The 26,037-nt window shown below is 73.1% G+C and carries 27 protein-coding genes, 1 tRNA gene and 1 pseudogene; 8 read left to right on the top strand and 21 right to left on the bottom strand.

Translation table 11 applies throughout. From position 1 onward, the window contains the following. Nucleotides 1-10 precede the first annotated feature (10 nt). Genes ACFOY6_RS11995 through ACFOY6_RS11975 form a run of 5 tightly spaced genes read right to left on the bottom strand, consistent with a single transcriptional unit; the run spans nucleotide 11 to nucleotide 7,340 of the window. The gene (locus tag ACFOY6_RS11995) at nucleotides 11-1,165 is read right to left on the bottom strand and encodes an acyl-CoA dehydrogenase family protein (protein WP_379632118.1); all 1,155 of its coding nucleotides are present in this window, start codon (nucleotides 1,163-1,165) and stop codon (nucleotides 11-13) included. A gap of 28 nt (nucleotides 1,166-1,193) precedes the next feature. Then, entirely contained in the window at nucleotides 1,194-2,387 is a 1,194-nt protein-coding gene (locus ACFOY6_RS11990) for an acyl-CoA dehydrogenase family protein (protein ID WP_109515598.1), read from the bottom strand. Between the two features lie 14 nt (nucleotides 2,388-2,401). After that, the gene (locus tag ACFOY6_RS11985) at nucleotides 2,402-3,580 is read right to left on the bottom strand and encodes an acetyl-CoA C-acyltransferase (RefSeq protein WP_379650920.1); all 1,179 of its coding nucleotides are present in this window, start codon (nucleotides 3,578-3,580) and stop codon (nucleotides 2,402-2,404) included. Further along, a complete protein-coding gene (locus ACFOY6_RS11980) occupies nucleotides 3,577-5,235 on the bottom strand; it encodes an AMP-binding protein (RefSeq protein WP_379650918.1) in 1,659 nt (552 codons plus the stop codon). The genes ACFOY6_RS11985 and ACFOY6_RS11980 overlap by 4 nt, the downstream gene beginning before the upstream one ends. A gap of 14 nt (nucleotides 5,236-5,249) precedes the next feature. Next, nucleotides 5,250-7,340, bottom strand: a complete 2,091-nt coding sequence (locus ACFOY6_RS11975) for a 3-hydroxyacyl-CoA dehydrogenase NAD-binding domain-containing protein (protein ID WP_379650916.1) — start codon at nucleotides 7,338-7,340, stop codon at nucleotides 5,250-5,252. A gap of 132 nt (nucleotides 7,341-7,472) precedes the next feature. Between ACFOY6_RS11975 and ACFOY6_RS11970 the strand changes: the two genes are divergently transcribed. Further along, the gene (locus ACFOY6_RS11970) at nucleotides 7,473-8,294 is read left to right on the top strand and encodes an IclR family transcriptional regulator (RefSeq protein ID WP_219929674.1); all 822 of its coding nucleotides are present in this window, start codon (nucleotides 7,473-7,475) and stop codon (nucleotides 8,292-8,294) included. A 138-nt stretch (nucleotides 8,295-8,432) separates the two neighbouring features. Here the strand turns inward: ACFOY6_RS11970 and ACFOY6_RS11965 are convergent, their stop codons facing one another. Together ACFOY6_RS11965 and ACFOY6_RS11960 are read right to left on the bottom strand one after the other, a co-directional pair. Further along, nucleotides 8,433-8,609: a hypothetical protein gene (locus ACFOY6_RS11965; protein WP_379632106.1), complete on the bottom strand. Its 177-nt coding sequence runs from the start codon at nucleotides 8,607-8,609 to the stop codon at nucleotides 8,433-8,435. Between the two features lie 76 nt (nucleotides 8,610-8,685). After that, entirely contained in the window at nucleotides 8,686-9,549 is an 864-nt protein-coding gene (locus ACFOY6_RS11960; RefSeq protein ID WP_379650913.1) for an alpha/beta fold hydrolase, read from the bottom strand. Between the two features lie 258 nt (nucleotides 9,550-9,807). Here ACFOY6_RS11960 and ACFOY6_RS11955 point away from each other — a divergent pair, with 258 nt between their 5' ends. Beyond that, the gene (locus ACFOY6_RS11955) at nucleotides 9,808-10,320 is read left to right on the top strand and encodes a histidine phosphatase family protein (protein WP_379650911.1); all 513 of its coding nucleotides are present in this window, start codon (nucleotides 9,808-9,810) and stop codon (nucleotides 10,318-10,320) included. A 16-nt stretch (nucleotides 10,321-10,336) separates the two neighbouring features. On the opposite strand, the gene ACFOY6_RS11950 is transcribed toward ACFOY6_RS11955, so the two are convergent. After that, nucleotides 10,337-10,819: an RrF2 family transcriptional regulator gene (locus tag ACFOY6_RS11950; RefSeq protein WP_379650909.1), complete on the bottom strand. Its 483-nt coding sequence runs from the start codon at nucleotides 10,817-10,819 to the stop codon at nucleotides 10,337-10,339. A gap of 78 nt (nucleotides 10,820-10,897) precedes the next feature. On the opposite strand from ACFOY6_RS11950, the gene hmpA reads away from it, so the two are divergent. Beyond that, nucleotides 10,898-12,106 (top strand): NO-inducible flavohemoprotein, encoded by a 1,209-nt coding sequence (gene hmpA, locus ACFOY6_RS11945; RefSeq protein WP_379650907.1) that lies wholly within the window; start codon nucleotides 10,898-10,900, stop codon nucleotides 12,104-12,106. A 25-nt stretch (nucleotides 12,107-12,131) separates the two neighbouring features. Here the strand turns inward: hmpA and ACFOY6_RS11940 are convergent, their stop codons facing one another. Beyond that, on the bottom strand, nucleotides 12,132-12,848 hold the full coding sequence (locus ACFOY6_RS11940) for a GntR family transcriptional regulator (protein ID WP_109515605.1): 717 nt from the start codon (nucleotides 12,846-12,848) through the stop codon (nucleotides 12,132-12,134). A 158-nt stretch (nucleotides 12,849-13,006) separates the two neighbouring features. Here ACFOY6_RS11940 and ACFOY6_RS11935 point away from each other — a divergent pair, with 158 nt between their 5' ends. Next, on the top strand, nucleotides 13,007-13,999 hold the full coding sequence (locus tag ACFOY6_RS11935) for a Bug family tripartite tricarboxylate transporter substrate binding protein (RefSeq protein ID WP_379650904.1): 993 nt from the start codon (nucleotides 13,007-13,009) through the stop codon (nucleotides 13,997-13,999). Between the two features lie 22 nt (nucleotides 14,000-14,021). Continuing rightward, a complete protein-coding gene (locus tag ACFOY6_RS11930; RefSeq protein WP_109515607.1) occupies nucleotides 14,022-14,804 on the top strand; it encodes an SDR family oxidoreductase in 783 nt (260 codons plus the stop codon). A gap of 56 nt (nucleotides 14,805-14,860) precedes the next feature. On the opposite strand, the gene ACFOY6_RS11925 is transcribed toward ACFOY6_RS11930, so the two are convergent. After that, a complete protein-coding gene (locus ACFOY6_RS11925) occupies nucleotides 14,861-15,595 on the bottom strand; it encodes a TerC family protein (RefSeq protein WP_379632102.1) in 735 nt (244 codons plus the stop codon). Further along, on the bottom strand, nucleotides 15,595-16,506 hold the full coding sequence (locus tag ACFOY6_RS11920) for a lipid kinase (protein WP_379632100.1): 912 nt from the start codon (nucleotides 16,504-16,506) through the stop codon (nucleotides 15,595-15,597). The genes ACFOY6_RS11925 and ACFOY6_RS11920 overlap by 1 nt, the downstream gene beginning before the upstream one ends. Before the next feature lie 204 nt (nucleotides 16,507-16,710). Here ACFOY6_RS11920 and ACFOY6_RS11915 point away from each other — a divergent pair, with 204 nt between their 5' ends. Beyond that, nucleotides 16,711-17,454 carry a phosphatase PAP2 family protein gene (locus tag ACFOY6_RS11915; RefSeq protein WP_379650902.1) on the top strand — a complete coding sequence of 248 codons (744 nt, stop codon included), beginning with the start codon at nucleotides 16,711-16,713 and terminating at the stop codon, nucleotides 17,452-17,454. Between the two features lie 7 nt (nucleotides 17,455-17,461). Here the strand turns inward: ACFOY6_RS11915 and ACFOY6_RS11910 are convergent, their stop codons facing one another. The 3 genes from ACFOY6_RS11910 to ACFOY6_RS11900 form a co-directional block, all read right to left on the bottom strand. Then, nucleotides 17,462-17,671: a hypothetical protein gene (locus tag ACFOY6_RS11910; protein ID WP_109515612.1), complete on the bottom strand. Its 210-nt coding sequence runs from the start codon at nucleotides 17,669-17,671 to the stop codon at nucleotides 17,462-17,464. A gap of 155 nt (nucleotides 17,672-17,826) precedes the next feature. Beyond that, a complete protein-coding gene (locus ACFOY6_RS11905; RefSeq protein ID WP_146201818.1) occupies nucleotides 17,827-18,165 on the bottom strand; it encodes a hypothetical protein in 339 nt (112 codons plus the stop codon). Between the two features lie 130 nt (nucleotides 18,166-18,295). Beyond that, a tRNA-Thr gene (locus tag ACFOY6_RS11900) sits at nucleotides 18,296-18,367 on the bottom strand. Between the two features lie 307 nt (nucleotides 18,368-18,674). Between ACFOY6_RS11900 and ACFOY6_RS11895 the strand changes: the two genes are divergently transcribed. Further along, nucleotides 18,675-19,550, top strand: a complete 876-nt coding sequence (locus ACFOY6_RS11895) for a tripartite tricarboxylate transporter substrate binding protein (RefSeq protein ID WP_379632092.1) — start codon at nucleotides 18,675-18,677, stop codon at nucleotides 19,548-19,550. 6 nt (nucleotides 19,551-19,556) lie between these two features. On the opposite strand, the gene ACFOY6_RS11890 is transcribed toward ACFOY6_RS11895, so the two are convergent. Continuing rightward, nucleotides 19,557-20,717, bottom strand: a complete 1,161-nt coding sequence (locus ACFOY6_RS11890) for a mandelate racemase/muconate lactonizing enzyme family protein (protein WP_379650900.1) — start codon at nucleotides 20,715-20,717, stop codon at nucleotides 19,557-19,559. A gap of 8 nt (nucleotides 20,718-20,725) precedes the next feature. Continuing rightward, nucleotides 20,726-21,742, bottom strand: coding sequence for a Bug family tripartite tricarboxylate transporter substrate binding protein (locus ACFOY6_RS11885; protein WP_379632084.1), 1,017 nt, complete (start codon nucleotides 21,740-21,742; stop codon nucleotides 20,726-20,728). Nucleotides 21,743-21,918: 176 nt separating this feature from the next. On the opposite strand from ACFOY6_RS11885, the gene ACFOY6_RS11880 reads away from it, so the two are divergent. Further along, entirely contained in the window at nucleotides 21,919-22,551 is a 633-nt protein-coding gene (locus ACFOY6_RS11880; protein WP_379650898.1) for a DedA family protein, read from the top strand. Nucleotides 22,552-22,570: 19 nt separating this feature from the next. Here ACFOY6_RS11880 and ACFOY6_RS11875 read toward each other — a convergent pair whose 3' ends face one another. The 5 genes and pseudogenes from ACFOY6_RS11875 to ACFOY6_RS11855 form a co-directional block, all read right to left on the bottom strand. Next, nucleotides 22,571-22,900 carry an antibiotic biosynthesis monooxygenase family protein gene (locus ACFOY6_RS11875; protein WP_109515618.1) on the bottom strand — a complete coding sequence of 110 codons (330 nt, stop codon included), beginning with the start codon at nucleotides 22,898-22,900 and terminating at the stop codon, nucleotides 22,571-22,573. A 65-nt stretch (nucleotides 22,901-22,965) separates the two neighbouring features. Next, nucleotides 22,966-24,222 carry a molybdopterin molybdotransferase MoeA gene (locus ACFOY6_RS11870; protein ID WP_379650896.1) on the bottom strand — a complete coding sequence of 419 codons (1,257 nt, stop codon included), beginning with the start codon at nucleotides 24,220-24,222 and terminating at the stop codon, nucleotides 22,966-22,968. Next, a complete protein-coding gene (gene mobB / locus ACFOY6_RS11865) occupies nucleotides 24,210-24,713 on the bottom strand; it encodes a molybdopterin-guanine dinucleotide biosynthesis protein B (protein ID WP_379650894.1) in 504 nt (167 codons plus the stop codon). The genes ACFOY6_RS11870 and mobB overlap by 13 nt, the downstream gene beginning before the upstream one ends. A gap of 83 nt (nucleotides 24,714-24,796) precedes the next feature. Further along, nucleotides 24,797-25,396, bottom strand: coding sequence for a formate dehydrogenase subunit gamma (locus ACFOY6_RS11860; protein ID WP_379650893.1), 600 nt, complete (start codon nucleotides 25,394-25,396; stop codon nucleotides 24,797-24,799). Continuing rightward, a pseudogene (locus ACFOY6_RS11855) lies at nucleotides 25,339-26,037 on the bottom strand (hypothetical protein); the annotation flags it as partial. The pseudogene ACFOY6_RS11855 and the gene ACFOY6_RS11860, both read right to left, overlap by 58 nt.

Genomic DNA, 26,037 nt, shown 5'->3' with positions numbered 1-26,037 from the left:
AAAGAACCCTTCATGCCGCTTCGCTGAGTCCCCCGGCGGCGGCCACGACGCGCAGATGCGTGTCGGTCTCGCCGAACTGGTTCACCAGCATGGTCAGCCGCTTGAAGTAGTGGCCGGCCTTGTACTCCATCGTCATGGCGATGCCGCCATGCAGCTGGATCGCCTCCTTGCCGATCAACTCGGCCGAGCGGTTCACCAGCGCCTTGGCGGCGGCGATGGCCGGGCGGCGCACCGCCGGGTCCGGGTTCTCCGCCATCATCGCCGCGTACATCGACATGGAGCGCGCCTGCTCCAGCGCCACCAGCATGTCCGCCGCGCGGTGCTGCACCGCCTGGAAGCTGCCGATGGTGACGCCGAACTGCTTGCGCTGCTTCAGGTAGTCCAGCGTCAGCTCGTGCAGTGCCTCCATGGCGCCCACCGCCTCGGCGCAGAGCGCGGCGAGCGCCACGTCCACCACCCGCTCCATCAGCGCCAGCCCCTCGCCCTCGGCGCCGAGCAGTGCACCGGCGGGGAGCGCGACGCCCTCCAGCAGCACCTCGGCGGCGCGCAGCCCGTCCTGCGTCGGGTAGCCGCGGCGCGAGACGCCCTGCGCATCGGCAGGAACAACGAACAGGGAGATGCCGCCGCGGTCCCGCCGCTGCCCGGCGGTGCGGGCGGAGACGATCAGGTGCTGCGCGCTGTCGCCATGCAGCACCAGGCTCTTGGCGCCATCCAGCACCCAGCCGCCATCGGTGCGGCGGGCGGTGGTGGCGACATCGAACAGGTCGTCGCGCGACTGGCGCTCGATCTGCGCGAAGGCCAGGGTGGTGCTGCCCTCGGCGATGCCGGGGATCAGCGCCTCCTGCTGCGCCGCGCTGCCGCCGAGGCGCAGGAAGCCGCCGCCCAGCACCACGGTGGCGAGATAGGGCTCGACGGCGAGGCCACGCCCGATCGCCTCCATCACCGTCATCGTCTCGACGGCGCCGCCGCCGAAGCCGCCCTGCTCCTCGCTGAAGGGCAGGCCGAGCAGCCCCATCTCGGCATATTGCGACCACAGCTTCGGGCTGTAGCCCTGCGGGTTGTCCTGGTGGTGCTTCCGCTTCTCGAAATCGCCATAGGCGTCGGCCATCAGCCGGTCGACGCTCTCCTTCAGGAGGCGCTGTTCCTCGGTCAGATCGAAATCCATGAAACTCTCCTGTCTCAGAGGCCCCCTGTCAGAGACCGAGGAAGGCCTTGGCGATGATGTTGCGCTGGATCTCGTTCGAGCCGCCGTAGATCGACACCTTGCGGTAGTTGAAGAACTGCGGCGCCACGGCATCCGCCCAGTCCGGCCCCACGGGCGGCTCGTTGTGCGAGTGCCCCGGCATGGCGGCGGCATAGGGCCCGGCCACCGTCATCATCAGCTCGGTGGCCATCTGCTGGATCTCGGAGCCCTTGATCTTGAGGATCGAGGAGGTGGGGTCCGGCTTGTCGGCGGCGCGGTGGCGCTGCGCGGCGACCGCGCGCATCTGGGTGATCTCCAGCGCCTTCAGCTCGATCTCGGCCATGGCGACGCGGTGGCGGAAGCCCACATCGTCCCACAGCATGCCCTCGCCGGCCGGCGTCTCCTTGGCGCGCGCCTTGACCAGCGCCAGCTTCTCCTTCGAGAAGCCGACGCGGGCGATGTTGGTGCGCTCGTTGGAGAGCAGGAACTTGGCGTAGTCCCAGCCCTTGTTCTCCTCGCCGACGAGGTTCTCGACGGGCACCTTCACGTCGTCGAAGAAGACCTCGTTCACCTCGTGCCCGCCATCGATGGTGATGATCGGCCGCACGGTGATGCCCGGCGTCTTCATGTCGGCCAGCAGGAAGGAGATGCCCTGCTGCTTCTTCGGCGCCGCCGGATCGGTGCGCACGAGCAGGAAGATCCAGTCGGCGTGCTGGCCGAGCGTGGTCCAGGTCTTCTGCCCGTTGACGATGTAGTGGTCGCCCTCGCGCTTCGCCGTGGTCTTGAGGCTGGCGAGGTCGGAGCCGGAGCCGGGCTCCGAGAAGCCCTGCGCCCACCAGATATCCAGGCTGGCCGTGGCGGGCAGGAACTTCTGCTTCTGCTCCTCGCTCGCGAAGTTGGCGATGACCGGCCCGACCATGGCGACGTTGAAGGAGAGCGGCATCGGCACCGCGTTGAACTGCACCTCCTCCGTGTAGATGTAGCGCTGCACGGGGGTCCAGTCCTTGCCGCCCCACTGCACCGGCCAGTTGGGCGTGGCCAGCCCCTCGGCGTGCAGGATGCGGTGGGCCTGCGCGATCTCGTCGCGCTCCAGGTGGCGGCCCTCGCTCACCTTCTGGCGGATCTCGGCCGGGATCTTGCTGCGGAAGGTCGCGCGCAGCTCGTCGCGAAAGGCGATTTCCTCGGGCGTGTAGCGGAGTTCCATGGCGGCGTCCCCTCTCAGCAGATCTCGAACAGGCCGGCGGCACCCATGCCGGTGGCCACGCACATGGTGACGATGGCGCGCCTGGCACCGCGCCGCTTGCCTTCCAGCAGCGCATGGCCCACCAGCCGCGCGCCGCTCATGCCGAAGGGATGGCCGATCGAGATGGCGCCGCCATTCACGTTCAGCTTCTCCTGCGGGATGCCGAGCTGGTCGCGGCAGTAGATGGACTGCGAGGCGAAGGCCTCGTTCAGCTCCCACAGGTCGATGTCGTCCACCGTCAGGCCCTGGCGCTTGAGCAGGCGCGGCACGGCGAAGACCGGGCCGATGCCCATCTCCTCCGGCTCGCAGGCGGCGCTGGCGAAGCCGCGGAAGATGCCGAGCGGCTTCAGGCCCCGCCGCGCCGCCTCCTCCGCCGACATCACCACGCAGGCGCTGGCGCCGTCGGAGAGCTGGCTGGCATTGCCGGCGGTGATGAACTGGCCCTCGCGCACCGGCTTCAGCTTCGCCAGCCCCTCCAGCGTGGTGTCGGCGCGGTTGCCCTCGTCGCGGTCGAAGATCTTGGTCTGCTTCGACACCTCGCCCGTGGCCTTGTCCGTCACCGCGTAGGTGACTTCCATCGGCGCGATCTCGTTGTCGAACACCCCGGCCTGCTGCGCGGCGGCGGTGCGCTGCTGGCTGAGCAGCGCGAACTCGTCCTGCGCCTCGCGCGAGATGTTGTAGCGCTCGGCCACGAGGTCGGCGGTCTCGATCATGCTGTCGTAGAGATGTGGGCGGTGCTCGGCCAGCCAGGCGTTGCGCGCGGCGGCGCGGTCCACCTTCGGCACGGTCAGGCTGATCGATTCGAGGCCGCCGGCCACGGCGACATCCACGCCATCCACCATCACCCGCCGCGCGGCGTTGGCGATGGCATCGAGGCCGGAGGCGCAGAAGCGGCTGACCACCATGGCGGCCGTCTCCACCGGCAGGCCGGCGCGCAGCAGCCCGGCGCGGGCGATGTTGCCGCCCGTGGCGCCCTCGGGGTAGCCGCAGCCCAGGATCACCTCCTCCACCGCCGCCGGCTCCACCCCGGCGCGGGAGAGGGCATGGGTGATGGCGTGCGCCGCCATCTCGGCGCCGTGGGTGATGTTCAGGCTGCCCCGCGCCGCGCGGCCGATCGGCGTGCGGGCGGTGGAGACGATGACGGCTTCCCTCATACGGGCATTTCCTTGTGGGTTGTCTCTTGCGCCGCCGCTTCTTCCTCGCGGAGGCGGGCGGCCAGCAGCTTTCCGGCCGGGCTGCGCGGCAGGGCGGCGCGCAGTTCCAGCGCCGCGGGCATCTCGTGGCGGCCGATGCGGTCGGCCAGGAAGGCGCGCAGCGTCTCCAGCGTCAGCACCGGCGCCGTGTCGCGCAGCTTGACGAAGGCCTTGGCCGCCTGCCCCCGGTAGGGGTCCGGCACGCCGATGACGAGGCATTCCTCGACATCCGGGTGCTCGTAGATGGCCTGCTCGATCGCCGCCGGATAGACGTTGAAGCCGGAGGAGATGATCATGTTCTTCCGCCGGTCCACCAGCGTGAAGTAGCCGGCCTCGTCCATCCAGCCGAGATCGCCGGTGAGGAACCAGCCATCGCGGAAGGCGGCGGCGTTCTCCTCCATGCGGTTCCAGTAGCCGGGGAAGACATTGGGGCCGCGGATGGCGATCTCGCCATGCTCGCCGGGCGGCTGGGCGCGGGAAGGGTCGTCGAGCGCCACGACGCGCATCTCCACCCCCGGCAGCGGCAGGCCGATCATCCCGGCGCGCTTCGGGCCGTGGAAGGGCATTCGGCTGCCGGCCGGCCCCGTCTCCGTCATCCCCCAGCCGCCGCCGACGCGGAGCTTCAGCAGCGCCTCCAGCCTCTGCTGCACCTCGAAGGGCATCGGCGCCCCGCCCGAGGAGCATTGCCGCAGCGAGGAGAGGTCCCGCGCCTCGATGCCGGGCAGGTTGAGCAGGCCGATCAGCATGGTCGGCACGCCGGGGAAGATGGTGATGCGCTCGCGCTCGATGAGGTCCGCCGCCTGCGCGGCGTCGAAGCGCGGCAGCAGGATCTGCTCGTTGCCGTCGGCCAGGTGGCGCAGCAGCACGGCGGCCAGCATGTAGATGTGGAACAGCGGCAGCGCCCCCAGCACGCGCTGCGCGCCGGGCTCCAGCGTGTCCGTGTCGCGCCAGGCACGGTAGATGGAGACGGCGGCGGTGAGGTTGCGGTGCGTCAGCATCGCGCCCTTGGGCCGGCCGGTGGTGCCGCCGGTGTATTGCAGCAGCGCCACCGCATCCTCGTCCAGCACCGGCCAGGGCGTGCCGTCCGGCTCCGCCAGCGGCAGCGAACAAAAATCCGGCTGCGCCGGGGCCGGCGTGCCGCCCCATTCGGCTTCCGGCGCCAGGAAGGCGCGCTCCACCGCGCCTTCCTTCAGCAGCCGCAGCGCGTTGGGCAGCAGCGTCGGGAAGTCGGTGGTGACGAGCCAGCGGGCGCCGCTGTCATGCAGCTTGTGCAGTAGCTCGCGCGGCGCATCGAGCGGCGAGAGATGCACCACCCGCCCCCCCGCGCGCAGCACGCCGAAGAAGCAGGCGGGGTGCCACGGCGTGTTGGGCAGGTAGAGGGCCACCGCCTCGCCCGGGCGCAGCCCCCCGGCCAGCAGCCCGGCGGCCACGCGGTCGGCGAGCGCGCGCAGCCCCTCGAAGGAGAGCACGGCCTCGCGGTAGCGCAGCGCCGGGCGCGCGCCCCAGCGCGCCGCCGCCGCATCCAGCAGCGCCGGCAGGGTGGAGGTCTCGATAGGCGCGTCCCACCGCCCCTGGGGCGGGTAGGACGCCTCCCAGGGGTGGGGGGCGCGGGTCACCGGCGGCGCTTCGCTCAGGCGGCCTTCGCCTCGGCCTTCAGCCTGGCGAAGGAACCGCCCTCGGCGGCCAGCTTCGCCAGCAGCGGGGCGGGCTTGAGGCTGTCGTCGCCGGTCTGCGCCGCATAGGCGGCGAGGCGCTCGGCAACGTGCGCGAGGCCCAGCGCATCGGCATGGTGCATCGGGCCGCCGCGCCAGGCCGGCCAGTTGTAGCCATAGAGCCAGACCACATCGATGTCGCCGGGGCGGGCGGCGATGCCTTCCTCAAGGATGCGCGCGCCCTCGTTGATCATCGGGTAGATCAGCCGCTCGGCGATCTCCTGCTGGCTGATCTGGCGACGCTGGATGCCGAGCTTCTGCGAGACGCCCTCGATGATGCCCTGCACCTCGGCCGATTCCACGCCCGCGCGCGCGCCCTCAGGGTAGTCATAGTAGCCCTTGGCGGTCTTCTGGCCGAGGCGGCCGGCCTCGCACAGCGCGTCTGCCACGGGGGCGCTGCCGCCCGTCGCCTTGCGGATGCGCCAGCCGATGTCGAGCCCGGCCAGGTCGCCCATGGCGAAGGGGCCCATGCGGAAGCCGAAATCGGTCAGCGCCTTGTCCACCTGGGCGGGCGTCGCGCCTTCCTGCAGCAGGCGCTCGGCCTGCTGGGTGCGGCGCGCCAGCATCCGGTTGCCGACGAAGCCGTGGCAGACGCCCACCACCACCGGCACCTTGGCCAGCTTCTTGCCGATCTCCACCGCCGTCGCCAGCGCCTCGGGCGAGGTCTTCTCGGCGCGCACCACCTCCAGCAGCTTCATGACGTTGGCGGGGGAGAAGAAGTGCATCCCCAGCACGTCCTGCGGCCGGGAGGTGGCTGCGGCCATGGCGTTGATGTCGAGATAGGAGGTGTTGCTGGCCAGGATGGCGCCGGGGGCGATGTTGTCCAGCTTGCCGAAGATCTCCTTCTTCAGCTCCAGCTCCTCGAACACCGCCTCCACCACCAGGTCGGCGCCGGCGGCGGCCTCGAGGCCCACCTTGCCCTCGATCAGCCCCATGCGCTTCGCATGCGCCTCGGCGCTCAGGCTGCCGCGCTTGACCGAGGTGGCATAGATGCCGTCGATCCGCTTCAGGCCGCGCTCCAGCGCCGCCGTCTCGGTCTCGATGATCGTCACCGGGATGCCGGCATTGGCGAAGGCCATGGAGATGCCACCCCCCATGGTGCCGGCGCCCAGCACCGCGACGCGCGCCACCTTGCGCGGCTGCGTGCCGCGCGGCAGGCCGGGGATGTGCGCCGCCGCGCGCTCGGCGAAGAACACATGGCGCAGCGCCAGGCTGCGCGGGTCGTCGCGCAGCTGGGTGAAGAAGGCGCGCTCGCCGGCGAGGCCCTGCTCCAGCGGCATCTCGAAGGCGTTGCGCACGGACTGCACGATGGCCGCCACCTGCGGCTCCTCGGCGGCGCGCTTGGCCAGCTTCTGCGCCGCCGCCTCGAAGGCCTCGCGGGCGCCGGGGGCGGTCAGGCGGTCATCCCGCACGTTCAGGCGCGGCGGCAGGGGCGCCGCGGCCAGCGCCCGCACCTTGGCCTTGGCGGCGGCGATCAGGTCGCCCTCCTCCAGCGCATCGGCGAGGCCCATCGCCACCGCGTCACTGGCAGAAACCTTGTCGCCCGAGGCGGCCAGCGCCACCGCCTTGTCGGCGCCGATCAGGCGCGGGGTGCGCTGCGTGCCGCCGGCGCCGGGCAGGATCCCGAGCTTCACCTCCGGCAGGCCGAGCTGCGCGCGCGGCCCGACGATGCGGGCATCGCAGCCCAGCGCCACCTCCAGCCCGCCGCCCAGCGCGGCGCCGTGGATGGCGGCCACCACCGGCTTCGGGCAGGCCTCCAGCGCCGCGATCACCTCGTTCAGGCTGGGCGGCACGGGCGGCTTGCCGAACTCGGTGATGTCGGCCCCGGCGATGAAGGTGGAGCCCCGCCCGCCCAGCACGATGCCCGCCACGGCCGGGTCGGCGCCGGCGCGCTCGGCCGCCTCCTTCAGCCCGCCGCGCACGGCGGCGGAGAGGGCGTTCACCGGCGGGTTCTCCACCATGATGACGGCGATGCCGTCTTCCACCTGATAGGTCACGGGACCGGTCATCGGCGTCTTCTCCCTGGGATGCGGCGCGCTTAATTCTGCATTGCGGAATTGAATTCCGCATGTTTGTGCTATTGGGTCGCGCAAAGCGCCGCGCGCGTCAAGCGTGGCGTCGCCATTCCGAACAGGATGCCCATGCCACGCCGCCGTGCCGCCCCCACAGCCCACCAGCCGGACAGCCCCGCCGGGCAGGACCGCGATTTCGTCACCGCGCTGGCGCGCGGGCTGGAGGTGCTGGGCTGCTTCCGCCGGGGCGAGTCGCTGCTCGGCAACCAGGAGATCGCGGCGCGCTGCGGCTTGCCGCGCTCCACCGTCTCACGCCTGACCCACACCCTCACCCAGCTCGGCTACCTGCACTACGTGCCGGAGCTGGGGCGCTACCGGCTGGGCACGGCGGTGCTGGCGCTGGGCAGCGCCATGCTGGGCGGGCTCGACATCCGCCGCGTGGCGCGCCCCCTGCTGCAGCAGCTCGCCACCGAGACGCACAGCGTGGTGGCGCTCGGCACGCGGGACCGGCTGGGGGTGGTCTATCTGGAACTGGCGCGGGGCGACGCGGCGATCGCGGTGAACCTCGAGGCCGGCTCGCGCATCTCGCTGGTGAACAGCGCCATGGGCCGCGCCTGGCTGGCCGCCTGCAGCCCCGCCGAGCGCGAGGCGGTGCTGCGGCAGATCCACGCGCCGGACGAGGCCCGGCTGCGCGCCACGGTGGAGCGGGCCCTGGCCGAGCAGCGCGACTATGGCTGCTGCTGCTCCTTCGGCGATTGGCAGCCGGACGTGAACGCCATCGCCCTCGGCTTCCATCCCGGCGGCGGGCTGCCGCCGATGGTGGTGAATTGCGGCGCCCCCTCCTTCCTGGTCAGCCCGGAATACCTGCTGCAGGAAGCCCGGCCCCGGCTCGCCGCGCTGGTGGCGCGGCTGGAAGGCAGCATGGACCTGGCCGGCGCCCTGCCCCGCTAGGCCCGGCGCCTGGCATCCCCCAGAACGGAAAACACCCGGAACGGAAAGCCGCCCCGGCGACGATTCGCCAGGGCGGCAGGAATCAGGATGGGCGGAGAAGCGGCCCGGTGGAGGAACCCGCCCCCGGCCGCGATGCCGTCAGCGGCGAACCGGCTCGCCGCCGGCCTTGGGCGGCAGCGGCTGGCCGGGCTGCTTCGGCATGGTCTCGCGCGGCACGCGGAGCAGGGACGCCTGCCGCTCCGCCTCGAGGGTCCCGAGGCGCACGGCGGGGCTGGTATCCAGGGTCGACATACGCTTGAAGGGGGCGACAAACATGGCGTTGAACCTCGCGGCGGCATTCCTTTGCCTTTAATTTGAAACCTGCGCATCGGTTTCACACGCCTCCGCCACTTCACGACATTGCGTGTTCCCATGTGCCGGCGAGCGCCGCCCCGAACGCCTCCGGCGCTTCCCACATCACCCAGTGGCCGGCATCGGGCACCACGGCCAGGGCCACGCCGGGCTGCAGGGCGCGCAGCAGGTCCAGCCGGTCCTGCAGCCAGGGCGTGGCGGTGCTGTCCAGCTCGCCCCAGATCCCGGCCAGGGGCACGGCGAGGCCCTCCAGCGCATCGCGCAGCGCGGTGGTGCCGGCGAAGGGGCGGCTGCGCAGCCGGGCATGCCGCACATGCCAGTCCTGCAGGGCCAGGGCCGCGCCGTCGATCCGCTCCGGATGGGCCAGCATCAGCGCCGCCAGGTTGGCGCGGTTGGCCGCCTCACGCGCCGGGCCTTGCAGGCTGCGCACCGGCTGCATCGGCGTCGGGCGGCGGCGCAGCCCCATGGCGCCGGCGCCCACCAGGGTGAAGCTCGCCAGCCGCTCCGGCGCCTGCCGCGCCACATGCCCGCCGATCATGGCGCCGAAGGAGAACCCCACCAGCCGGTAGCGCACCGGGTCCAGCAGCGCCGCCACGCCGGCGGCGACGATGGCGGCGATGGCATCGGGCGAATCCGGCCGCGGCGGCATGTCGGATTCGCCGAGCCCCGGCAGGTCGGCGGCCAGGACGCGGTGGCGCGCGGCCAGGGCCGGGATGTTGCGCGCCCAGTGGCGCCAGGAGCCGGAGCCGCCATGCAGCAGCACCACCGGGGGTTCCCCCGGCGCCCCCTCCCCCCATTCGTGCCACACCATGCGGCCCTCGCCGCAGGGCGTCTCGTGCCGGCGGGCGGCGGCCTGCAGGGGCGCGAGCAGGGCCTCCAGGGGGTTGGTCATCAGGTCCGGCATGGGGCGGCGAGGCTCCGATCTGGTGATAGCCGTGCCCGGCGGAACGGGCGGTGGCCCGATCCTGCGCCCGGCGCGGCCGCGGGAAAACCGCCCCGCGCCTGTTCCCGCCCGCACGGGGCTGTTACTGCGGAGCCCGCGCCCCGCCCTCTCCTGCCTGACGGACCCGCCCGATGCGCCGCCCCGCCCCGCCATGCCCGCCGGCCGCCCTGGCGACACGCGCCGGAACGGCGCCCGCCTTCCGGCCTGCGTAGCCCGGCCATGCGCGTCGCCCTCGTGCGCCACCTGCCCACCGACCTGCCGCGCGGCCTCTGCTACGGACGGCTGGACGTGCCGCCGGGCCGCGGGGCCGACCCGGCGCCGCTGCGCGAGGCGCTGGCCGGGCTGGGCCCGGCGCGCTGGTTCAGCAGCCCCGCCCGGCGCTGCCGCGCCCTGGCCGGGGCGCTGGCCGGTGGCGCCGCCATCGTGGAGGACGCGCGGCTGCTGGAGCTGGATTTCGGCGCCTGGGAAGGCCTGGCCTGGGACGACGTGCCCCGCGCGGCGCTGGACGAATGGGCGGCCGATCCCTGGGGTTTCGCCCCCCCGGGCGGCGAGAGCGGCGCAGCGCTGGTGGCGCGGTTGCGAAGCTTCCATGCCGGGCTCCGGCAGGATTGCGTGGTGGTGGCGCATGGCGGCCCGCTGAAGGTGCTGGCCGACCTGCTGGCCGGGCGCCCGGTGGACCTGCTGGCCCCTGCCCAGCCCATGGGCAGCCTGCGCATCCTGGAGACCGGCTAAGGCCGCGCCCGCCCGCTCAGCCGGCGGGCACGGGCGCGGGCGCCGCCTCCGGCGCCCCGATCCCGAGCCGCGCCGCCATTACCGGGCGGTTCGGCCCGTCCAGCAGGTCGCGCAGCGTCTGGCCGTCCAGCACCGCCAGGAAGGCGGACAGCGCCTCGCCCAGCAGCGATTGCAGCCGGCAGGCATTGGTCAGCGGGCAGCCGGCGCCCTCGGCGCTGTCCTGGAAGCAGGCGACCAGCGCCATGTCCTCCTCGGTGAAGCGCACCACCGCGCCGATGCGGATCTCCTCGGGCGCGCGCGCCAGGCGCAGCCCGCCGCCCCTGCCGCGCGTGGTCTCGATGAACCCGCCGCGGCCCAGATGGTGCACCACCTTCACCAGGTGGTTCTCCGAGATGCGGTGCGCCACCGCGATCTCCCGGATGGAGACGCGCCGCTCGGGCCGCAGCCCGAGATAGATCAGGGTCCGCAGGGCGTAGTCCGTGTAGAGCGTGAGCCGCATCCGGAAGATGTAGCAGCTTTACATCTTTCTACCAGGGCCGCATAAGGAGCATGTAGAATACACCTTATGGAGACCGCCATGCCCCGCCCGCTCAGCGCGCAGACCATCTCGGTCGTGAAGGCCACGGTTCCCGCGCTGGAGGTCCACGGCCTCGCCCTCACCCGCCGGATGTATGAGCGCCTGTTCGAGAACGCCGCCATCCGCGACCTGTTCAACCAGTCCCACCATGGCGAGACCGGATCGCAGCCCAAGGCGCTGGCGGGCGCGGTGCTGGCCTATGCGCGCAACATCGACAATCTCGGCGTGCTCGCCGGCGCGGTGGAGCGCATCGCGCAGAAGCATGTCGGGCTGAACATCCTGCCCGAGCACTACCCCTTCGTGGCGGACGCCCTGCTCGGCGCCATCCGGGACACGCTGGGCGAGGCCGCGACGCCGGAGATCCTGGCCGCCTGGGGCGAGGCCTACTGGTTCCTGGCCGACCTGCTGATCGGGCGCGAGGGGCAGATCTATGCCGAGCACGCGGCGGCGCCCGGCGGCTGGAATGGCTGGCGCGACTTCACCGTGGCGGAGAAGCTGCGGGAGAGCGAGGTCATCACCTCCTTCATCCTGGTGCCGGCCGATGGCGGCCCGGTGCTGCGGCACAGGCCCGGCCAGTACCTCACCTTCTGGCTCGACATTCCAGGCCAGCCGCCGCTGAAGCGGAACTACAGCATCTCCTCCGCCCCGGGCGGCACCTCCTACCGCATCAGCGTGAAGCGCGAGCCGCGGGGTGTCGCCTCCAACTGGCTGCACGACGCGGTGCAGCCTGGCGCCCGGCTGAAGGTCGCCGCTCCCGCCGGCGAGTTCTTCCTGCCGGAGCCGCCGGCGCGGCCGGTCGTGCTGCTCAGCGGCGGCGTCGGCCAGACGCCGCTGCTGAGCATGCTGCACGCCGTGGCGGGCGGCGCCCCAGCGGCGCCGGTGCAGTTCGTCCACGGCACGCTCTCGGGCGCCACCCACGCCCTGGGCGCCGAGGCGCGGGCCCTGGCCGCCGCCGGCCGGGTGCAGGTGACCACCTTCTACGAATGCCCGCGGCCGGAGGACCGCCCCGGCCAGGATTACGACGTGGCCGGCCGCATTACCCCGGACTGGCTGCGCGCCAACACGCCGCTGGCGGAGGCGGATTACTATCTCTGCGGCCCGCGCGACTTCCTGCGCGTCTTCGTGGCGGCGCTGCTGGCGCTGGGCGTGCCGGCAGCGCGCATCCACCACGAGTTCTTCGGCCCGGCGGACGAGCTGCTGGCCGCCTGAGGCGGAAGGCCGGGGCGGCGGCGCCTCACCCGCCGCCCAGCCCGGCCAGCCAGCGGCGCTTGCCGGCCAGGACATGCGCCTCCCCCGCGCGGCGCGCCGCCTCCGCGTCGCCGCCGGCGATGGCGTCCAGCATCGCCGCGTGCTCGGCATTGCTGGCGCGGCGGTTCTCCGCGTCGTCCAGCATCTGCCGGCGCACCGGGTGGCTCTCCTTCAGCATGGCGCGGTAGAGGGCGGCGGTGCGGCGGTGCGCCGCCGCCTCCAGCATCGCGTCGTGAAAGGCGAGGTTCAGCGCGTAGTAGCGCGCCGCGTCGCCGGCCGAGAGCGCCGCCGCCATGGCCGCCACCTGGGCGCGCAGCGCGGCCATCTGCGGCGCGGTGGCGCGGCGCGCCAGCAGGGCGCAGCAGAAGCCCTGCAGCAGCGCGCGCGTGTCGTACAGTTCGGCCACCTCGGCGGCATCCAGGCGGCGCACGCTCATGCCGCGCTGCGCCGGGCCGCCCTGCACCAGCCCCTCGCGCTCCAGCGCCCGCAGCGCCTCGCGCAGCGGCCCGCGCGAGACGCCGAGCCGTGCCGCCAGCGCCTGCTCGTTCAGCCGCGCTCCCGGCGCCAGCAGCCCCTCCAGGATCATCCGCTCGATTCCGGCATGCGCCAGTTCGGCCAGCGATTCGGCACGGCGGCGGGCAATGCGGTCCAGCGCCTCGGGGCTGGGGGCCGGGGCGGAAAGGGCGGATGCGGTGGCGGCCATGCGGCCATGGAACACATCGCACGCCGCTTGTCGACAGCCGGCAGACTGTTGACACTTTGCGGGCCGCCCCGCAGCATGGCCGCCGGGAGCCATTCCGTGACCGGCCCGCATCCACAAGACCAATCCGCAGGGCCGGCGCAGCGAAGGAAGGAAACGCCATGCTGCAGCGCCGGACCCTGCTGGGCGCCGCGCTTGCCCTGCCCGCCCAGGCCCTGCCGGCGCCGGGCGGGGGGGCACGCGCGCAAGCCGCCTATCCGGACCGCCCGGTCCGCGTCATCGTCGGCTTCGCGCCGGGCGGCGCCACGGACATCACCACCCGCCTGCTGGCGCCGCGCCTGCAGGCGGCGCTCGGCACCACCTATCCGGTGGTGGTGGAGAACCGGCCCGGCGGCAGCGGCAACGTGGCCACCCAGGCCGTCGTCAACGCCGCGCCGGACGGCCACACCCTGCTGATGGGCACCATCTCCGCCCTCGCCATCAACCCCAGCCTGTTCACCGATCTCGGCTTCAACCCGCAGGCCGACCTCACCCCCATCGGCCTCTTCGCCGACGTGCTGAACGTGCTGGTGGTGCCGGTGGACCGGCCCTGGAAGTCCCTGCCCGAGCTGATCGCCGCCGCGAAGGCGAAGCCGGAGGCGCTGAACTACTCCTCCTCCGGCATCGGCGGCGCCGGGCATCTGGGCGGCGCGCTGCTCGACCACCTGGCCGGCATCCGCACCACCCATGTCGCCTATCGCGGCGGCGGGCCGGCGATGACCGACCTGGTGAGCGGCAAGATGGACTTCTCCTTCGCCACCGCCCCCACCGCCCTGCCGCTGATCGAGGCCGGCAAGCTGCGCGCCCTGGCCGTGCCCACCGCGCGCCGCAGCCCGCTGCTGCCCGACGTGCCCGCCGTGGCCGAGACGGTGCCGGGCTTCGAGGTGGCCAACTGGTACGCCATGCTGGGCCCCAAGGGGCTGCCGCAGCCGGTGGCGGCGCGGCTCAGCGCCGCGCTGCGCGAGGCGCTGGCCGACCCGCAGCTCGTCTCCGCCCTCTCCCACCACGGCGCCGAGCCGCGCCCCTCCACGCCCGAGGCGCTGGCGCGCTTCCTGAAGCAGGAGACGGAGAAGTGGCGCCCCATTCTCCAGGCCTCCGGCACCCGGCCGGAATGAGGCCGCAGCCGAGGGAACGTGCATGGACCTGCAACTGAACGGGCGGGAGGCGCTGGTGGTGGGCGGCTCCTCCGGCATCGGCCTCGCCACTGCGGCGCTGCTGCTGCGCGAGGGCGCGCGCGTCACCATCGCCGGGCGCGACGAGGCCCGGCTGGCCGGGGCCGCCGAGGCCCTGGCGCGCGAGACCGGCACCCGGCCGGAGACCGCCCGCTGCGACCAGGCCGACCCGGCGCAGGTGGCGGCCCTCGCCGCGCGCTGGGAGGGGCGGCACCTGGACGCGCTGGTCTGCGCCGCCGGCGGCAGCCACCGCTCCAGCTTCGAGGCGCTGACCGACGAACAATGGCTGGCCAATTACGAGTTCAACATCCTGGGCACGGTGCGGGTGGTGCGCGCCCTGCTGCCGGCGCTGCGCCGGGCCGCCTGCGGGCGGGTGGTGCTGCTCGGCGCCGTCTCGGCGCGCCAGCCCACGGCGCAGCAGGTCGTCTCCAACACCCACAAGGCCGGCGTGCTGGCGCTGGCCAAGACCCTCTCGCTGGAACTGGCGCCGGAGGGGATCGGCGTGAACAGCGTCTCGCCCGGGCGGGCGCTGACGCCGCTCTGGCGCAACCGCGCCGCCACCATGGCGAAGGATGAGGGCATCCCGGAAGCGACGGTGCTGGAGCGCGTGGCGGCCGACATCCCGATGGGGCGGCTGGCAGAGCCGGAGGAGGTGGCGGCCATGGTCGCCTTCCTCGCCTCGCCTGTCTCGGCCTATGTCACGGGGCAGGCCATCGCGGTGGATGGAGGGTTGCAGAGGGGCGTCTGACAGGAAGCCAGGGCGGGGGAAGGAATTCCCCCGCGCCCCCTCTTTTTTCTGCCGGTTCAGCTGGTGCGGCGCTTCGCCCGGCGGCTGACGATGTTCAGCGCCTCCACCAGCGTCGAGAAAGCCATGGCGGCATAGACATAGCCCTTCGGCACATGCGCCCCGAAGCCCTCGGCGATCAGCGTCATGCCGATCATCAGCAGGAAGCCCAGCGCCAGCATCACCACCGTCGGGTTGGCCTTGATGAAGTTGGCCAGCGGGTCGGCCGCCAGCAGCATCACCGTCACCGCCGTCAGCACGGCGATGACCATGATCGGGATGTGCGGCGTCATGCCGACCGCGGTGATGATGCTGTCGATCGAGAACACCAGGTCGAGCACCAGGATCTGCGCGATGGCGCTGGAGAAGGTGAGCGTGGCCTTCCCCGCGAACATGTCGCCCTCCGCCGGCGGGTCGACATTGTGGTGGATCTCCTTGGTGGCCTTCCACACCAGGAACAGGCCGCCGGCGATGAGGATCAGGTCGCGCCAGGAGAAGCCGTGGCCGAACAGCTCGAACACCGGCGCGGTGAGCCGGACGATGATGGCCACCGTGCCGAGCAGCGCCAGCCGCAGCACCAGCGCCAGCCCGATGCCGATGCGCCGCGCCCGCGCCTGCTGTTCCACCGGCAGCTTGTTGGTGATGATGGAGATGAAGATCAGGTTGTCGATGCCGAGGACAACCTCCATCGCCATCAGCGTGGCGAGGGCGACCCAGGCGGCCGGGTCGGCGGCCAGGGCGAGCAGCGAATCCATCAGGCAGGCATCCCATGGGAAGGGTTGGAGGAAGGCACATAGACCCGCACCGCCTTCGGCAGCAGCCGGAAGCGCGCGGGGGTCATGGCGTTCAGCTCGCCATCGGTGTTCACCGGCATGGGGCGGCGGGTGCGCACCTCGCAGGCGGTGGTGGGGAAGGCCCGCACGTCGTGCCATTGCCCCTGCGTGCCGCGGCGCAGATAGGGCAGCAGCGCCAGCAGCCGCCACCAGTGGTCCAGCTCCAGGCTGTAGACGTCGAGCTTGCCGTCATCCGGCCGGGCGGAGCTTTCCACGGTCATGCCGCCGCCATAGTGCCGCCCATTGCCGACCGAAACCTGGATGGTCTTCACCTGCTCCGTCACCCCGTCATGGGTGATCCAGGCGGTGAAGCGGCGCACCCGGCGCAGCAGGCGGAAGGCGGCCAGCGCGTAGCCCAGCTTGCCCCAGCGCTTCTTCTCCTCCCGCCCCAGCCCCTTGGCCAGGGTGGCGCTGAAGCCGATGCTGGCGACGTTGAAGAAGGGCCGGCCGTTCACCTCGCCCAGGTCGATCGGCCGCAGCACGCCGCCGGCGATGACATGGGCCGCCTCCACCGGGTCGAACGGGATGTCCAGGCTGCGCGCCAGGTCGTTGGCGGTGCCGAGCGGCAGGATGCCGAAGGGCAGGCCGGTTTCCATCAGCGCCGGCGCGGCGCCGTTCAGCGTGCCGTCGCCGCCGCCCAGGATCACCGCCGCGAAGCCCTCGGCGGCGCGGGCGCGGATCACCTCGGCGGCGGTCTGGCCGGGGCTGCAGGGGTGCTCCACCAGCGACCAGCCGGCATCGCGCAACACCGCCAGCGCCGCGTCGATGACGGCGCCGCCGTTGCGGGCGTTGCGGTTGACGATCAGCAGGGCGCGGCGGTCCGGCTCAGCCATGCGCCACCCCACAGGCCCCGTACCCCGTCGCCGGCATCACGCTCGCTCCGCAGCTTTGCACCCTGGCTTTCTCCTGGCAGAACCGGCCGCGCCCTGGCGCTGGCACATCCGGCGGGAAACGCGCCAGGGAGCGGAGGGATGCGGAAGCGTGGCAACTCCCACCAGATGGCCGCGTCTCTGCCTTATCGGCAAGCGGAATCCCGGATGCTACGCGACACCCTGACCATTCTCTCCCGCCGCTTCAGCTGGGGGCAGTTCGCCACCCTGGCGGCCCTGCTGGTCTGCGCGGGCGGCATGCTGGCCTTCGCCGCCATCATGGACGAGGCGCTGGAAGGCGGCACCCACGCCTTCGACGAGACGCTGCTGCGGGCGCTGCGCAACCCGGGCGACCTCTCGGACCCGCTCGGGCCGTTCTGGCTGGAGATCATGATGCGCGACTACACGTCGCTCGGCAGCCACGCCGTGCTGCTGCTGATCGGCGCCGTGGCGCTGGGCTACATCGTCATGCTGCGCAAATGGCTCTCCGCCACGCTGCTGACGGTCTCCTTCGGCGGCGGCATGGCGCTGAACAGCCTGCTGAAGCTGGGCTTCGACCGGCCGCGGCCGGACCTCGTGGCGCATCTCGTCGAGGTGCACACGGCCAGTTTCCCGAGCGGCCACGCCATGCTCTCCGCCACCTGCTACCTGACGCTCGGCACGCTGCTGGCGGGGGTGACGCACCACAGGCGGCTCAAGGCCTACATCCTCGGCATCGCCATCGGGCTGACGCTGCTGGTGGGCAGCAGCCGCGTCTATCTCGGCGTCCACTGGCCGACCGACGTGCTGGCCGGCTGGTGCCTGGGCGCCGCCTGGGCCATGGGCTGCTGGCTGGTGCTGCGCGCCTGGCTGGCCTGGCACCAGCGCCGCCGCCGCCTGCACCCACCAGGAGAGGGGCACGGGCCGGGCTGAAGGCCGCTCAGAGGTGGCGGCCGCGCTCCAGGATCTCGAGCGTGTATTCGCGGTAGCTCATCCCCAGCTCCTCGGCCCGGGCGAGGCGACGCAGCGCGATCTCGCGCGGCGGCGTCTTCCAGGCCTTGCGGCTGGCACGGCGCCAGTTCCAGGCATTCCAGGAAAGGTCGGGCTCCGGCTCCAGCGGCGGGCCGCCATTGTGGCCGATCAGGGCCATGCACCGCCCTCCGCCGCCACTGCCCGCATCGCCCGCCTCCCGCTCCGCCGCAGGGCAGCACAGCATACGATCCGGCGCGCGGCGAGGGGAATCTGGCCGTAACAGCCCCGGGGCGGAGGCTCCGGCCCGATGAATCCCGGCGGGCCGGAAATCCCCTACAGCCCTTCCTTCCGCGTCCAGCCCTGGTCGCGCATGCAGGCCTCGATGACCGTGGCGCGCAGCGGCGCGGCGGCATCGCGCGTCCGGTACTGGGGCGGGCGGAAGCCGCCCGGCGAGGTCCAGCAGCGCCGGCCATCGCGGCCGCACTCGGTCACCGACGGCTCCCAGTAGCCGGGGCGTTCCACGTAATCCTGCCACTCGGGGGGGATCTGGCGGCCGGCCGCCTCGCACCGGCCCAGCGCGGCCTGCCTCTCGGCGCCGGTGGCGCCGGGCTTCTCCCAGCCGGCGCAGGCCGCCAGGGAGAGCAGGGCGGCGCCCCAGGCGGAGATCCTCATGCCGGCCCTCATCGCATCCCCTTTCCACCCGCGGCACCTGACATGGGAAGGCGGCCGCGCCGCCGGGAGCCCGCAGGGCCCGCCGATCGCGGCATCGTGGGAAAACAATGGGGAAGAGGGCGGGGGCATTTGCCGGGTGAGGGGATCGAACCCCCGACCTTCGGTTTACAAAACCGCTGCACTACCGCTGTGCTAACCCGGCATTCTCCTGACGATGTGGCGGACCCGCATCGTCCCGCAAGGCCACCCTCCGCGATGGCGTCCGCAGACGCTCAACGGGCGGATGCCAGAGCATCCGGGTTTTCGCCTTTCAGGCGGCATTTTTCAAGAGCGCCGGGTTTCAGGAACGCCGGAAGGGGCGCGACGCCCCTGGCTGGCGCGGCCGGCCTTTCCTATGCTGCCTGCGTTGCGTGCGTAAAACAAAAAAAGCCGAATGGGAGAGAAGCCCGATGCGTTACGCTGCCCTCGCGGCGGCGCTTGCCTGCCTCCTGGCAAGCGCCTCATCCGCCATGGCCCAGAACGCCGTCACCATGATCGTCGGCTACCCGCCCGGTGGCGCGTCCGACCTGATGGCCCGCATCCTGCAGCCCGAGATGGCCAAGGCCCTGGGCCGTCAGGTCGTGATCAAGAACTCGCCCGGCGCCAACGGCACGGTGGGCGCCATGGAACTCACCCGCTCCCGCCCGGATGGCGAGACCATCCTGTTCGCGCCCGGCGGCTCGCTGGTGCTGACGCCGCACACCCGCGGCGCCCCCTTCCAGCAGGCGGAGTTCATCCCCGTGTGCCAGATCTCGGCGGCGCATGTGGTGATGATGACGCAGCAGGATTCGGGCCTGCGGACGCTGCAGGACGTGGTGGCCCGCGCGCGCGAGAACCCGGGCGCCTTCGCCTATGCCAGCACCGGCCCCGGCGGCACGCCGCATATCAGCATGATCTCGCTGGAGCGGCTGGCGGGCATCGAGATGAACCACATCCCCTTCCGGGGCTCGGGCGACGTGATGCAGGCCATGGCGGGGAAGCAGCTCTCGCTGTTCACCGACCAGGGCAACCTGGTCCGGCAGTACAACCTGCACCCCATCGCCGTCTTCAGCGCGGCGCGGGCGAAGGAATTCCCGGACACGCCCACCATGCGGGAGCTGGGCTTCGACCTGAACTTCACCATCTGGTCCGGCCTCTACGCGCCCGCCGGCACGCCGGATGCCATCCTGAAGCCGATCGAGGAGGCCTGCGCCCAGGCCGTGGCGGCGCCCGCCGTGGTGGAGGGCTTCAGGCGGATGGACATGCCGATCCTGCTGCGCCGCCGCGCCGACTTCACCGCCTACCACAACGCCGAGTATGAGCGCTTCGGCAGGCTGGTGAAGCAGTACGACCTGCGCGTGAACTGAGCCGCCTCAGCCGAGGCGCGGGTCCAGCCAGGGGCGCGGCATCGCCTGCCAGGGGGTGCCGCGCGCCTCCGCCTCCCGCAGCGCGATGCCGAGGCCGGGCCGGTCGGGCAGCCGCGCCGCGCCCTCCTGGAAGGCCAGCGCCTCGCCGCCCGAGACCAGGGTGAAGAAGCGGTCCGTCTCGCCGAACTGCACCTCCAGGCGCAGGAAGTTCGCCAGGGTCGCGCAGAGATGCAGCGAATGCGCGTGGCAGACCGGCCCGGTGGGGTTGTGCGGCGCGACCTCGAGGCCGGCGGTCAGCGCCAGCGCGGCGATGCGGCGGATCTCCTCATGCCCGCCGGCGTGCTTGATGTCGGGCATCAGCACGTCGTAGCAGCCCTGCTCGATCAGCGGGCGGTAGGCGGCGAGGCCGCTCAGCGTCTCCGCCCCCGCCAGCCGCATGCCGCGCTCGTTCGCCAGGCCGCGCAGGCGGCGGATCTCCGGCAGGTTGCCCTCGGCGACGGGGCATTCCAGCCAGTAGAGATCGAGCGGCGCCAAGTCGCGGATCAGCGCCGCGGCGCCGCCGGCCGAGAAGCGCCAATGGGCATCGACCATGACATCGGCCCCGCCGCCCACCGCCTCCCGCACGGCGGCGATGCGGTCCAGCCCCCCGGCATAGGCGGCGCGCTGCGCGGCGGTGTCGCCACCGGCATCCTGCCAGACCATCGGCTCGAAGGGCGCCAGCTTCACGGCGGTGAAGCCCTGCGCCACGGCGCGGCGCGCGGCGGCGGCGAAGCCCTCCGGCGTGCGCGGCTGCGCGCCGCGGTTGATGTTGGCGTAGAGCGTCACCCGCGGCCGCAGCGCGCCGCCCAGCAGGTGATGGATCGGCACGCCCGCCGCCTGCCCGGCGATGTCCCACAGCGCCGCCTCGAAGGCGCTCTGCACCGTCTGCGCCACCAGCCCGCCGGGGGCGTGCGGCAGCACCTGGCACAGCCGGTTCCGCGCGGCGGCCTCCTCCCCCACCACCTGCGCGGCCAGCCGCGCGGCCTCGGCGGCCAGGGCGCCCTCCTGGTTTGCGAGGGTGCACTCGCCGAGGCCGGTCAGCCCGGCATCGGTGCGCACCAGCAGGAAGCACCAGTTGGTCTTGGGCGTGACCTGGGTGCCGAGGAAGTCGAGGGCGGTGATGCGCATGAGGTGTGTCACTCCGCCTGGATGCCGGCCCGGGCGGCCAGGGCCTTCCACTGGGCGATGTCGTGGACGATCCGCTGGCCGAAGGCCTCCGGCGGGCCGGCGACCAGCTCGCCGCCGAGCAGCCGCACGCGGTCCCGCAACTCGGCCGAGTCGCGCAGCCCGGCCAGGGCGGCGTGCAGCCGCTCGCGGATGGGCGCCGGGGTGCCGCGCGGGGCGAGGATGCCGTTCCAGGCCAGCGTCTCGAAGCCGGGCAGGGTGTCGGCCACCGGCGGCACCTCGGGCAGCTCGGCGCTGCGGCCGAGGGAGGTGACGGCCAGCGCGGCGAGCTCGCCACGGCGGATATAGGGCATGACGTTGACCAGATTGGCGAACATCAGCGCCGTGTCGCCGGCGATGACGGACTGCGCCATGGCCGGCGTGCCGCGATAGGGCACGTGCACGATGTCGAGCCCGGCCTCCGCCTTGAACAGCTCCATCGACATGTGCGCGGAGGAGCCGATGCCGCCGGAGGCGTAGTTCAGCGCCCCCGGCCGCGCCCGCAAGGCGGCGATCAGCGCCGGCAGGTCGCGCGCCGCCAGCAGGCGGCGGTTCACCACCAGCACGTTGGGGCCCTGCACCAGCAGCGAGACCGGCTCGAAGGCGGTGGCGAGGTCATAGGGCAGGTCGCGGTAGATGGCGGCGTTGATGCCGTTGGAGCCGGCATTGCCGAGCAGGAAGCTGTAGCCGTCCGGCGCCGCGTTGTGGGCGGCCTCGACGCCGATGCGCCCGCCCGCGCCGCCACGGTTCTCGATGACGAAGGGCTGGCCCAGTGCGGCCTCCAGGGCCGGCGCCACCAGCCGGGCCACCGTGTCGTTGCCGCTGCCCGGTGCGTCGGGGAGGATCAGCCGCACCGGGCGGGCGGGCCAGCCGGAGGCTGCGGCGGCCCTGGCGCGCGGGGCGCCGGGCGCGGCCCACGTCCCTGCCCCCGCCCCTGCCAGGGCGGCGCCCTTCATGCACGCACGCAGCAGCCCGCGGCGGCCTGCCATGGCCATTCTCCTCCATTCCTTGCGTGGAGTGTGCCGCCGCAGCGCCTTCCCCCTCAAGCCCCCCCGCCTCTGGCCCCCGCCCCTGGCCCGGGGCATCGCCGCCCCGCTCACGCAGCCTTCTCTGGCGGGGGTGCCGCCTGCTCTGCTACCGCTCCGCCATGTTGGAAGACTGGACCATGGCCTTCGAGGCCTGGGTGCGTGCCAATGCCGCCTGGGCGGCGCCGGTGACGTTCCTCATCGCCTTTTTCGAATCCTTCCCCGTCGTCAGCATCGTGGTGCCGTCCACGGCGCTGCTGCTGGCGGTGGGGGCGCTGATCGGCGGCGGGCTGATCGCGCCCGGGCCGGCGCTGCTGGCCTGCGTGGCGGGAGGGATCCTGGGCGATGCCGCCGGCTACTGGCTGGCACGCTGGTTCGGGCCCTACGCGGTGCGGCGGCGGCTGCCGAGATCCTGCCGCCGCGTCTATGCCTGGTCGGTGGTGGTGTTCCGGCGCTGGGGCTGGTGGGCGGTGTTCATCGGCCGCTTCCTCGGGCCGATGCGGGCGGTGACACCGCTGGCGGCGGGCGTGGTGGGCATGCGCAACTGGCCGTTCCAGAGCGCCAACGTGCTCTCGGCCCTGGTCTGGGCGCCGCTGGTGCTGATGCCCGGCACGGTGGGCGGCTGGCTGGCGCGGCAGCTCGGCCCGGAGCCGGACCCGCTGGCGATCGGCGGCGTGCTGGCCGGCGCGGCGCTGCTGTGGCTGAGCTACCAGCGGCTGCGGCCGGTGGTGCGCGCGGCGGTGCAGGCCCGGCTGGCGCGCGCCCGGGCCTGAGGGCCGCGCCCCCGCCGCGTCAGGCGCCGGGGCCGGGGTGCCCCACCGTCTGGATCACCTCGAACCCCTCGAACTGCGGCGGGCCGAGATAGAGCACCTTGGTCTGCCCGGCGCCCCGGTGCGCCGCGCGGAACGCGTCGGAGCGGGTCCAGCCCTCGAAGGACTCCCGGTCCTTCCAGATGGTGTGCGAGGCGTAGAGCACATGGTCCTCCCGCTGCGGGCCGCGCAGCAGGTGGAACTCGACGAAGCCGGGCACGGTGTGCAGGTGCGATTCGCGGCTCTTCCAGACCTGCTCGAACTCGGCCTCGGAGCCCGGCGCGACCTGGAAGCGGTTCATGGCGATGAACATGCGGCTCTTTCCCTCGCGGATGCTGCCGCAGAGATGGGGCCGGACGCCGGCTTCAGAAGAGGCCCCTAGAAAAGCCCCGCGAAGGGCAGCACCACCAGCCGGTCCCCCGGCGCCACGCCGAGGGACTCCTCCGGCAGCTCGGCGAAGGCATCGCTCTGCGTCAGGGATGAGAGCAGTCCCGCCCCCTCCCGCGCGTATTTGGCGGCCACCGGCAGCCCGCCCGGCGCGCCGGGGCAGAGCGTGACGCGCACATATTCCCGCCGCCCCGCCTTCTTGCGGTAGGGGAAGGCGGCTTCCGCCAGGAAGCGCGGCAGCGGTACCGGCGCCGCGCCGCAGAGCCGCAGCGCCAGCGGCCGCGCCAGGTGCAGGAAGGTGACGAAGGCCGCCACCGGGTTGCCCGGCAGCCCCAGCACGGGGGTTCCGCCGATGACGCCCATCGCCGCCGGCCGCCCCGGCTTCAGCGCCAGGCGCCAGAACACCAAGCTGCCCGCCGCCTCGATGGCGGCGCGCACATGGTCCTCCTCCCCCGCCGAGACGCCGCCGGAGGTGAGCAGCATGTCGTGCGCCCCGGCCGCCTCGCGCAGCGCGGCACGGGTGGCCTCGGCGCGGTCGGGCAGGATGCCGAGATCGACCGGCTCCACCGGCAGCCCGGCCAGCAGCGCCAGCAGGGAGAAGCGGTTGCTGTCGAAGGTCTGGGCGGGGCCGAGGGGGGTGCCGGGCGTGGCCAGCTCGTCGCCCGTGCTGAACACGCCGATGCGCGGCCGCGCCGTGACGGCGAGCGCCGGCAGGCCGAGCGCCGCGGCCAGGCCGATGGCCGGCGGGTCGAGCAGGCGCCCGGCCGGCAAGGCCAGCGCGCCCTGCGCCACATCCTCCCCCGCCGGGCGGCAATTGGCGCCAAGCCTCAGCCCGGCCGGCAGCAGCAGCGCGCCGCCCTCCAGCCGGGCATCCTCCTGCATCATCACCGTGTCGGCGCCCGGCGGCATGGGGGCACCGGTCAGGATGCGGCAGGCCGTGCCGGGGGCGAGCGCCGCCGCCGCCTGCTGCCCGGCGGCGAGGCGGCCAGCGAGGCGCAGCCGCGTCTCCTCCCCCGCGCGCAGATCGGCATGGCGGAAGGCATAGCCATCGACGGCGCTGTTGAAGAAGGGCGGCAGCGGGTGCGGCGCGAACAGGTCGGCCGCCAGCACGCGGCCGCGGGCCCGCGCCAGTGGCACCGTCTCGGTGCCGCCGAGAGGGGGCACGCGCGCCGCGATCAGCGCCGCCGCCGCCTCCACCGAGAGCAGCGCGCCGCCGAAGGCGAAGCAGTCGTCGCTCAGCTGGGCCATGGCGCAGCGTAGCGCAGGACGAGGCCGGCCACCGCCTCGATATCGTCCAGCCCGGCATGGGGCAGGGCGCCGCCGGGGGGCGGCGTGTCCGTGGCGGCGGCGCGGATGGCGGGGTCCTCCGGGTGCAGCCAGGGCTTGCCGTTGGCGGCGCGGAACACCTCGATCTTGGGGTGGTGGTCGCGCTTGAAGCCCTCCACCAGCACGAGGTCTACCGGGGCGAGCTGCGCCAGCAGCTCCGGCAGGGCCGGCTCGGGGGCGCCGCGCAGCTCGGTCATCAGCGCCCAGCGCTGCGCGGAGGAGACCAGCACCTGCTGCGCGCCCGCCTGCCGGTGGGTGTGGCTGTCCTTGCCCGGCTGGTCCACGTCGAAGCGGTGGTGCGCGTGCTTCACGGTGGAGACCGTCAGGCCACGGCCGGTCAGGCAGGGAATCAGCCGGGCGAGGAGGGTGGTCTTGCCGGCGCCACTCCAGCCGGCCAATCCGATCAGGCGCATGCGGGAAGCCTTATCCGGGGCGGCGGGCAAAAAAAAGCCGGGGGAACGGAATTCCCCCGGCCCTGCGGTTCTTTCCGGCCGCCTCAGTCGGCGCCGGCGGGGCGCGTGGCGGGCTCGGGCCGCACGGATTCATGCGCCCGCTTCAGCTCGTCATCCACCCACATGCTGTGGTGCTCGCGGGCCCAGTTGTAGTCCACCTTGCCGCTGCCCATGGCGCTGAAGGCGCCCTCCATGCCCAGGCTGCCGATGTAGATATGCGCCAGCATGGCCGCGATCATCAGCATCGACAGCACGCTGTGCAGCATGTGGCCGATCTGCTGGCCCTCGATGTTCAGGACGAAGAAGGGGAACATCAGCAGGAAGCCGGAGGCTGCGACCGCGCCGCCGCCCAGCACCGTGATCCAGAACACCGCCTTCTGCCCGCCGTTGAAGCGCCCGGCCTGCGGGTGCGCATCGCCGATGAAGCCGCCGCCATTCTTCAGCCAGACCCAGTCCAGCTTGTTCGGGATGTTGTCCCGCACCCAGAGCGCCAGCAGCCCGAGGACGCCCAGGGTGAAGGGGAAGGCCAGGAAGTTGTGGGCGATCTTGCCGAGCTCGGAGACGGTGGTGAAGGCCTCCGGCCCGATCACCGGCCGCAGCAGGTGCCGGCCATAGACCAGGTTGAGCCCGGAGAGCGCCAGCACGATGAAGGTGCGAAGCGCTGCATGGTGCGGCCGGAGGGGCCGTGGCGCATGCGGATGCGCCCGCGCACCAGGAAGAACAGCGCCAGCACCGCCAGCACCCCGAGGATGGCGACGCCGCCGATCCACATCATGGTGCTGTTGCGGAAAGCCCGCCAGTCCCGCCCTTCCGGCTGCACCAGCACGGCCAGCTTGTCGTCCGGGATGCTGACGATGCCGGTGATGCGCCGGCCCGTCAGCGCGCTCTGCAGCTCCAGCTCCTCGGCGGAGAGGTTGCGGTTGCCCAGCGGCGGCGGGGCCGGGATGGGCTGCACCGGCGTCGGCGCCACCTGCGGCTGGGGCGCGGCCGGCGTGCCGGTGGGCTGCTCCGGGTCGGCGCTGTTCGGCACCTGCCGCTGCCCGGTCTCGCCGGCGCTCTGCACCTCGGGCACCGGGGCCTGCACCTCCGAGGAGCCCTGCGGCGGGCCGGCGCCATCGTCCTGGGGCAGCTGCTGCTGCGTCTGGGAGGCGGGCGGCAGGGCCTGGCGCACCTGCGGGTCGGTGGTGGTGCGCGCGGCGGCGCCGGCATCGGCCGGGGCCTGCGGCTGCGCCCCGGTCTGTGGCTGCGGCGCCGCCGGCGGCTGGGCCGGGGCGGGCTGCGCCGC

It is taken from the genome of Teichococcus aestuarii, from assembly GCF_042651065.1.
Classification (GTDB): Bacteria; Pseudomonadota; Alphaproteobacteria; order Acetobacterales; family Acetobacteraceae; genus Pseudoroseomonas; species Pseudoroseomonas aestuarii.
The sequence above is the reverse complement of the archived record's forward strand: the minus strand, read 5'-3'. Positions and strand labels throughout refer to the sequence as shown.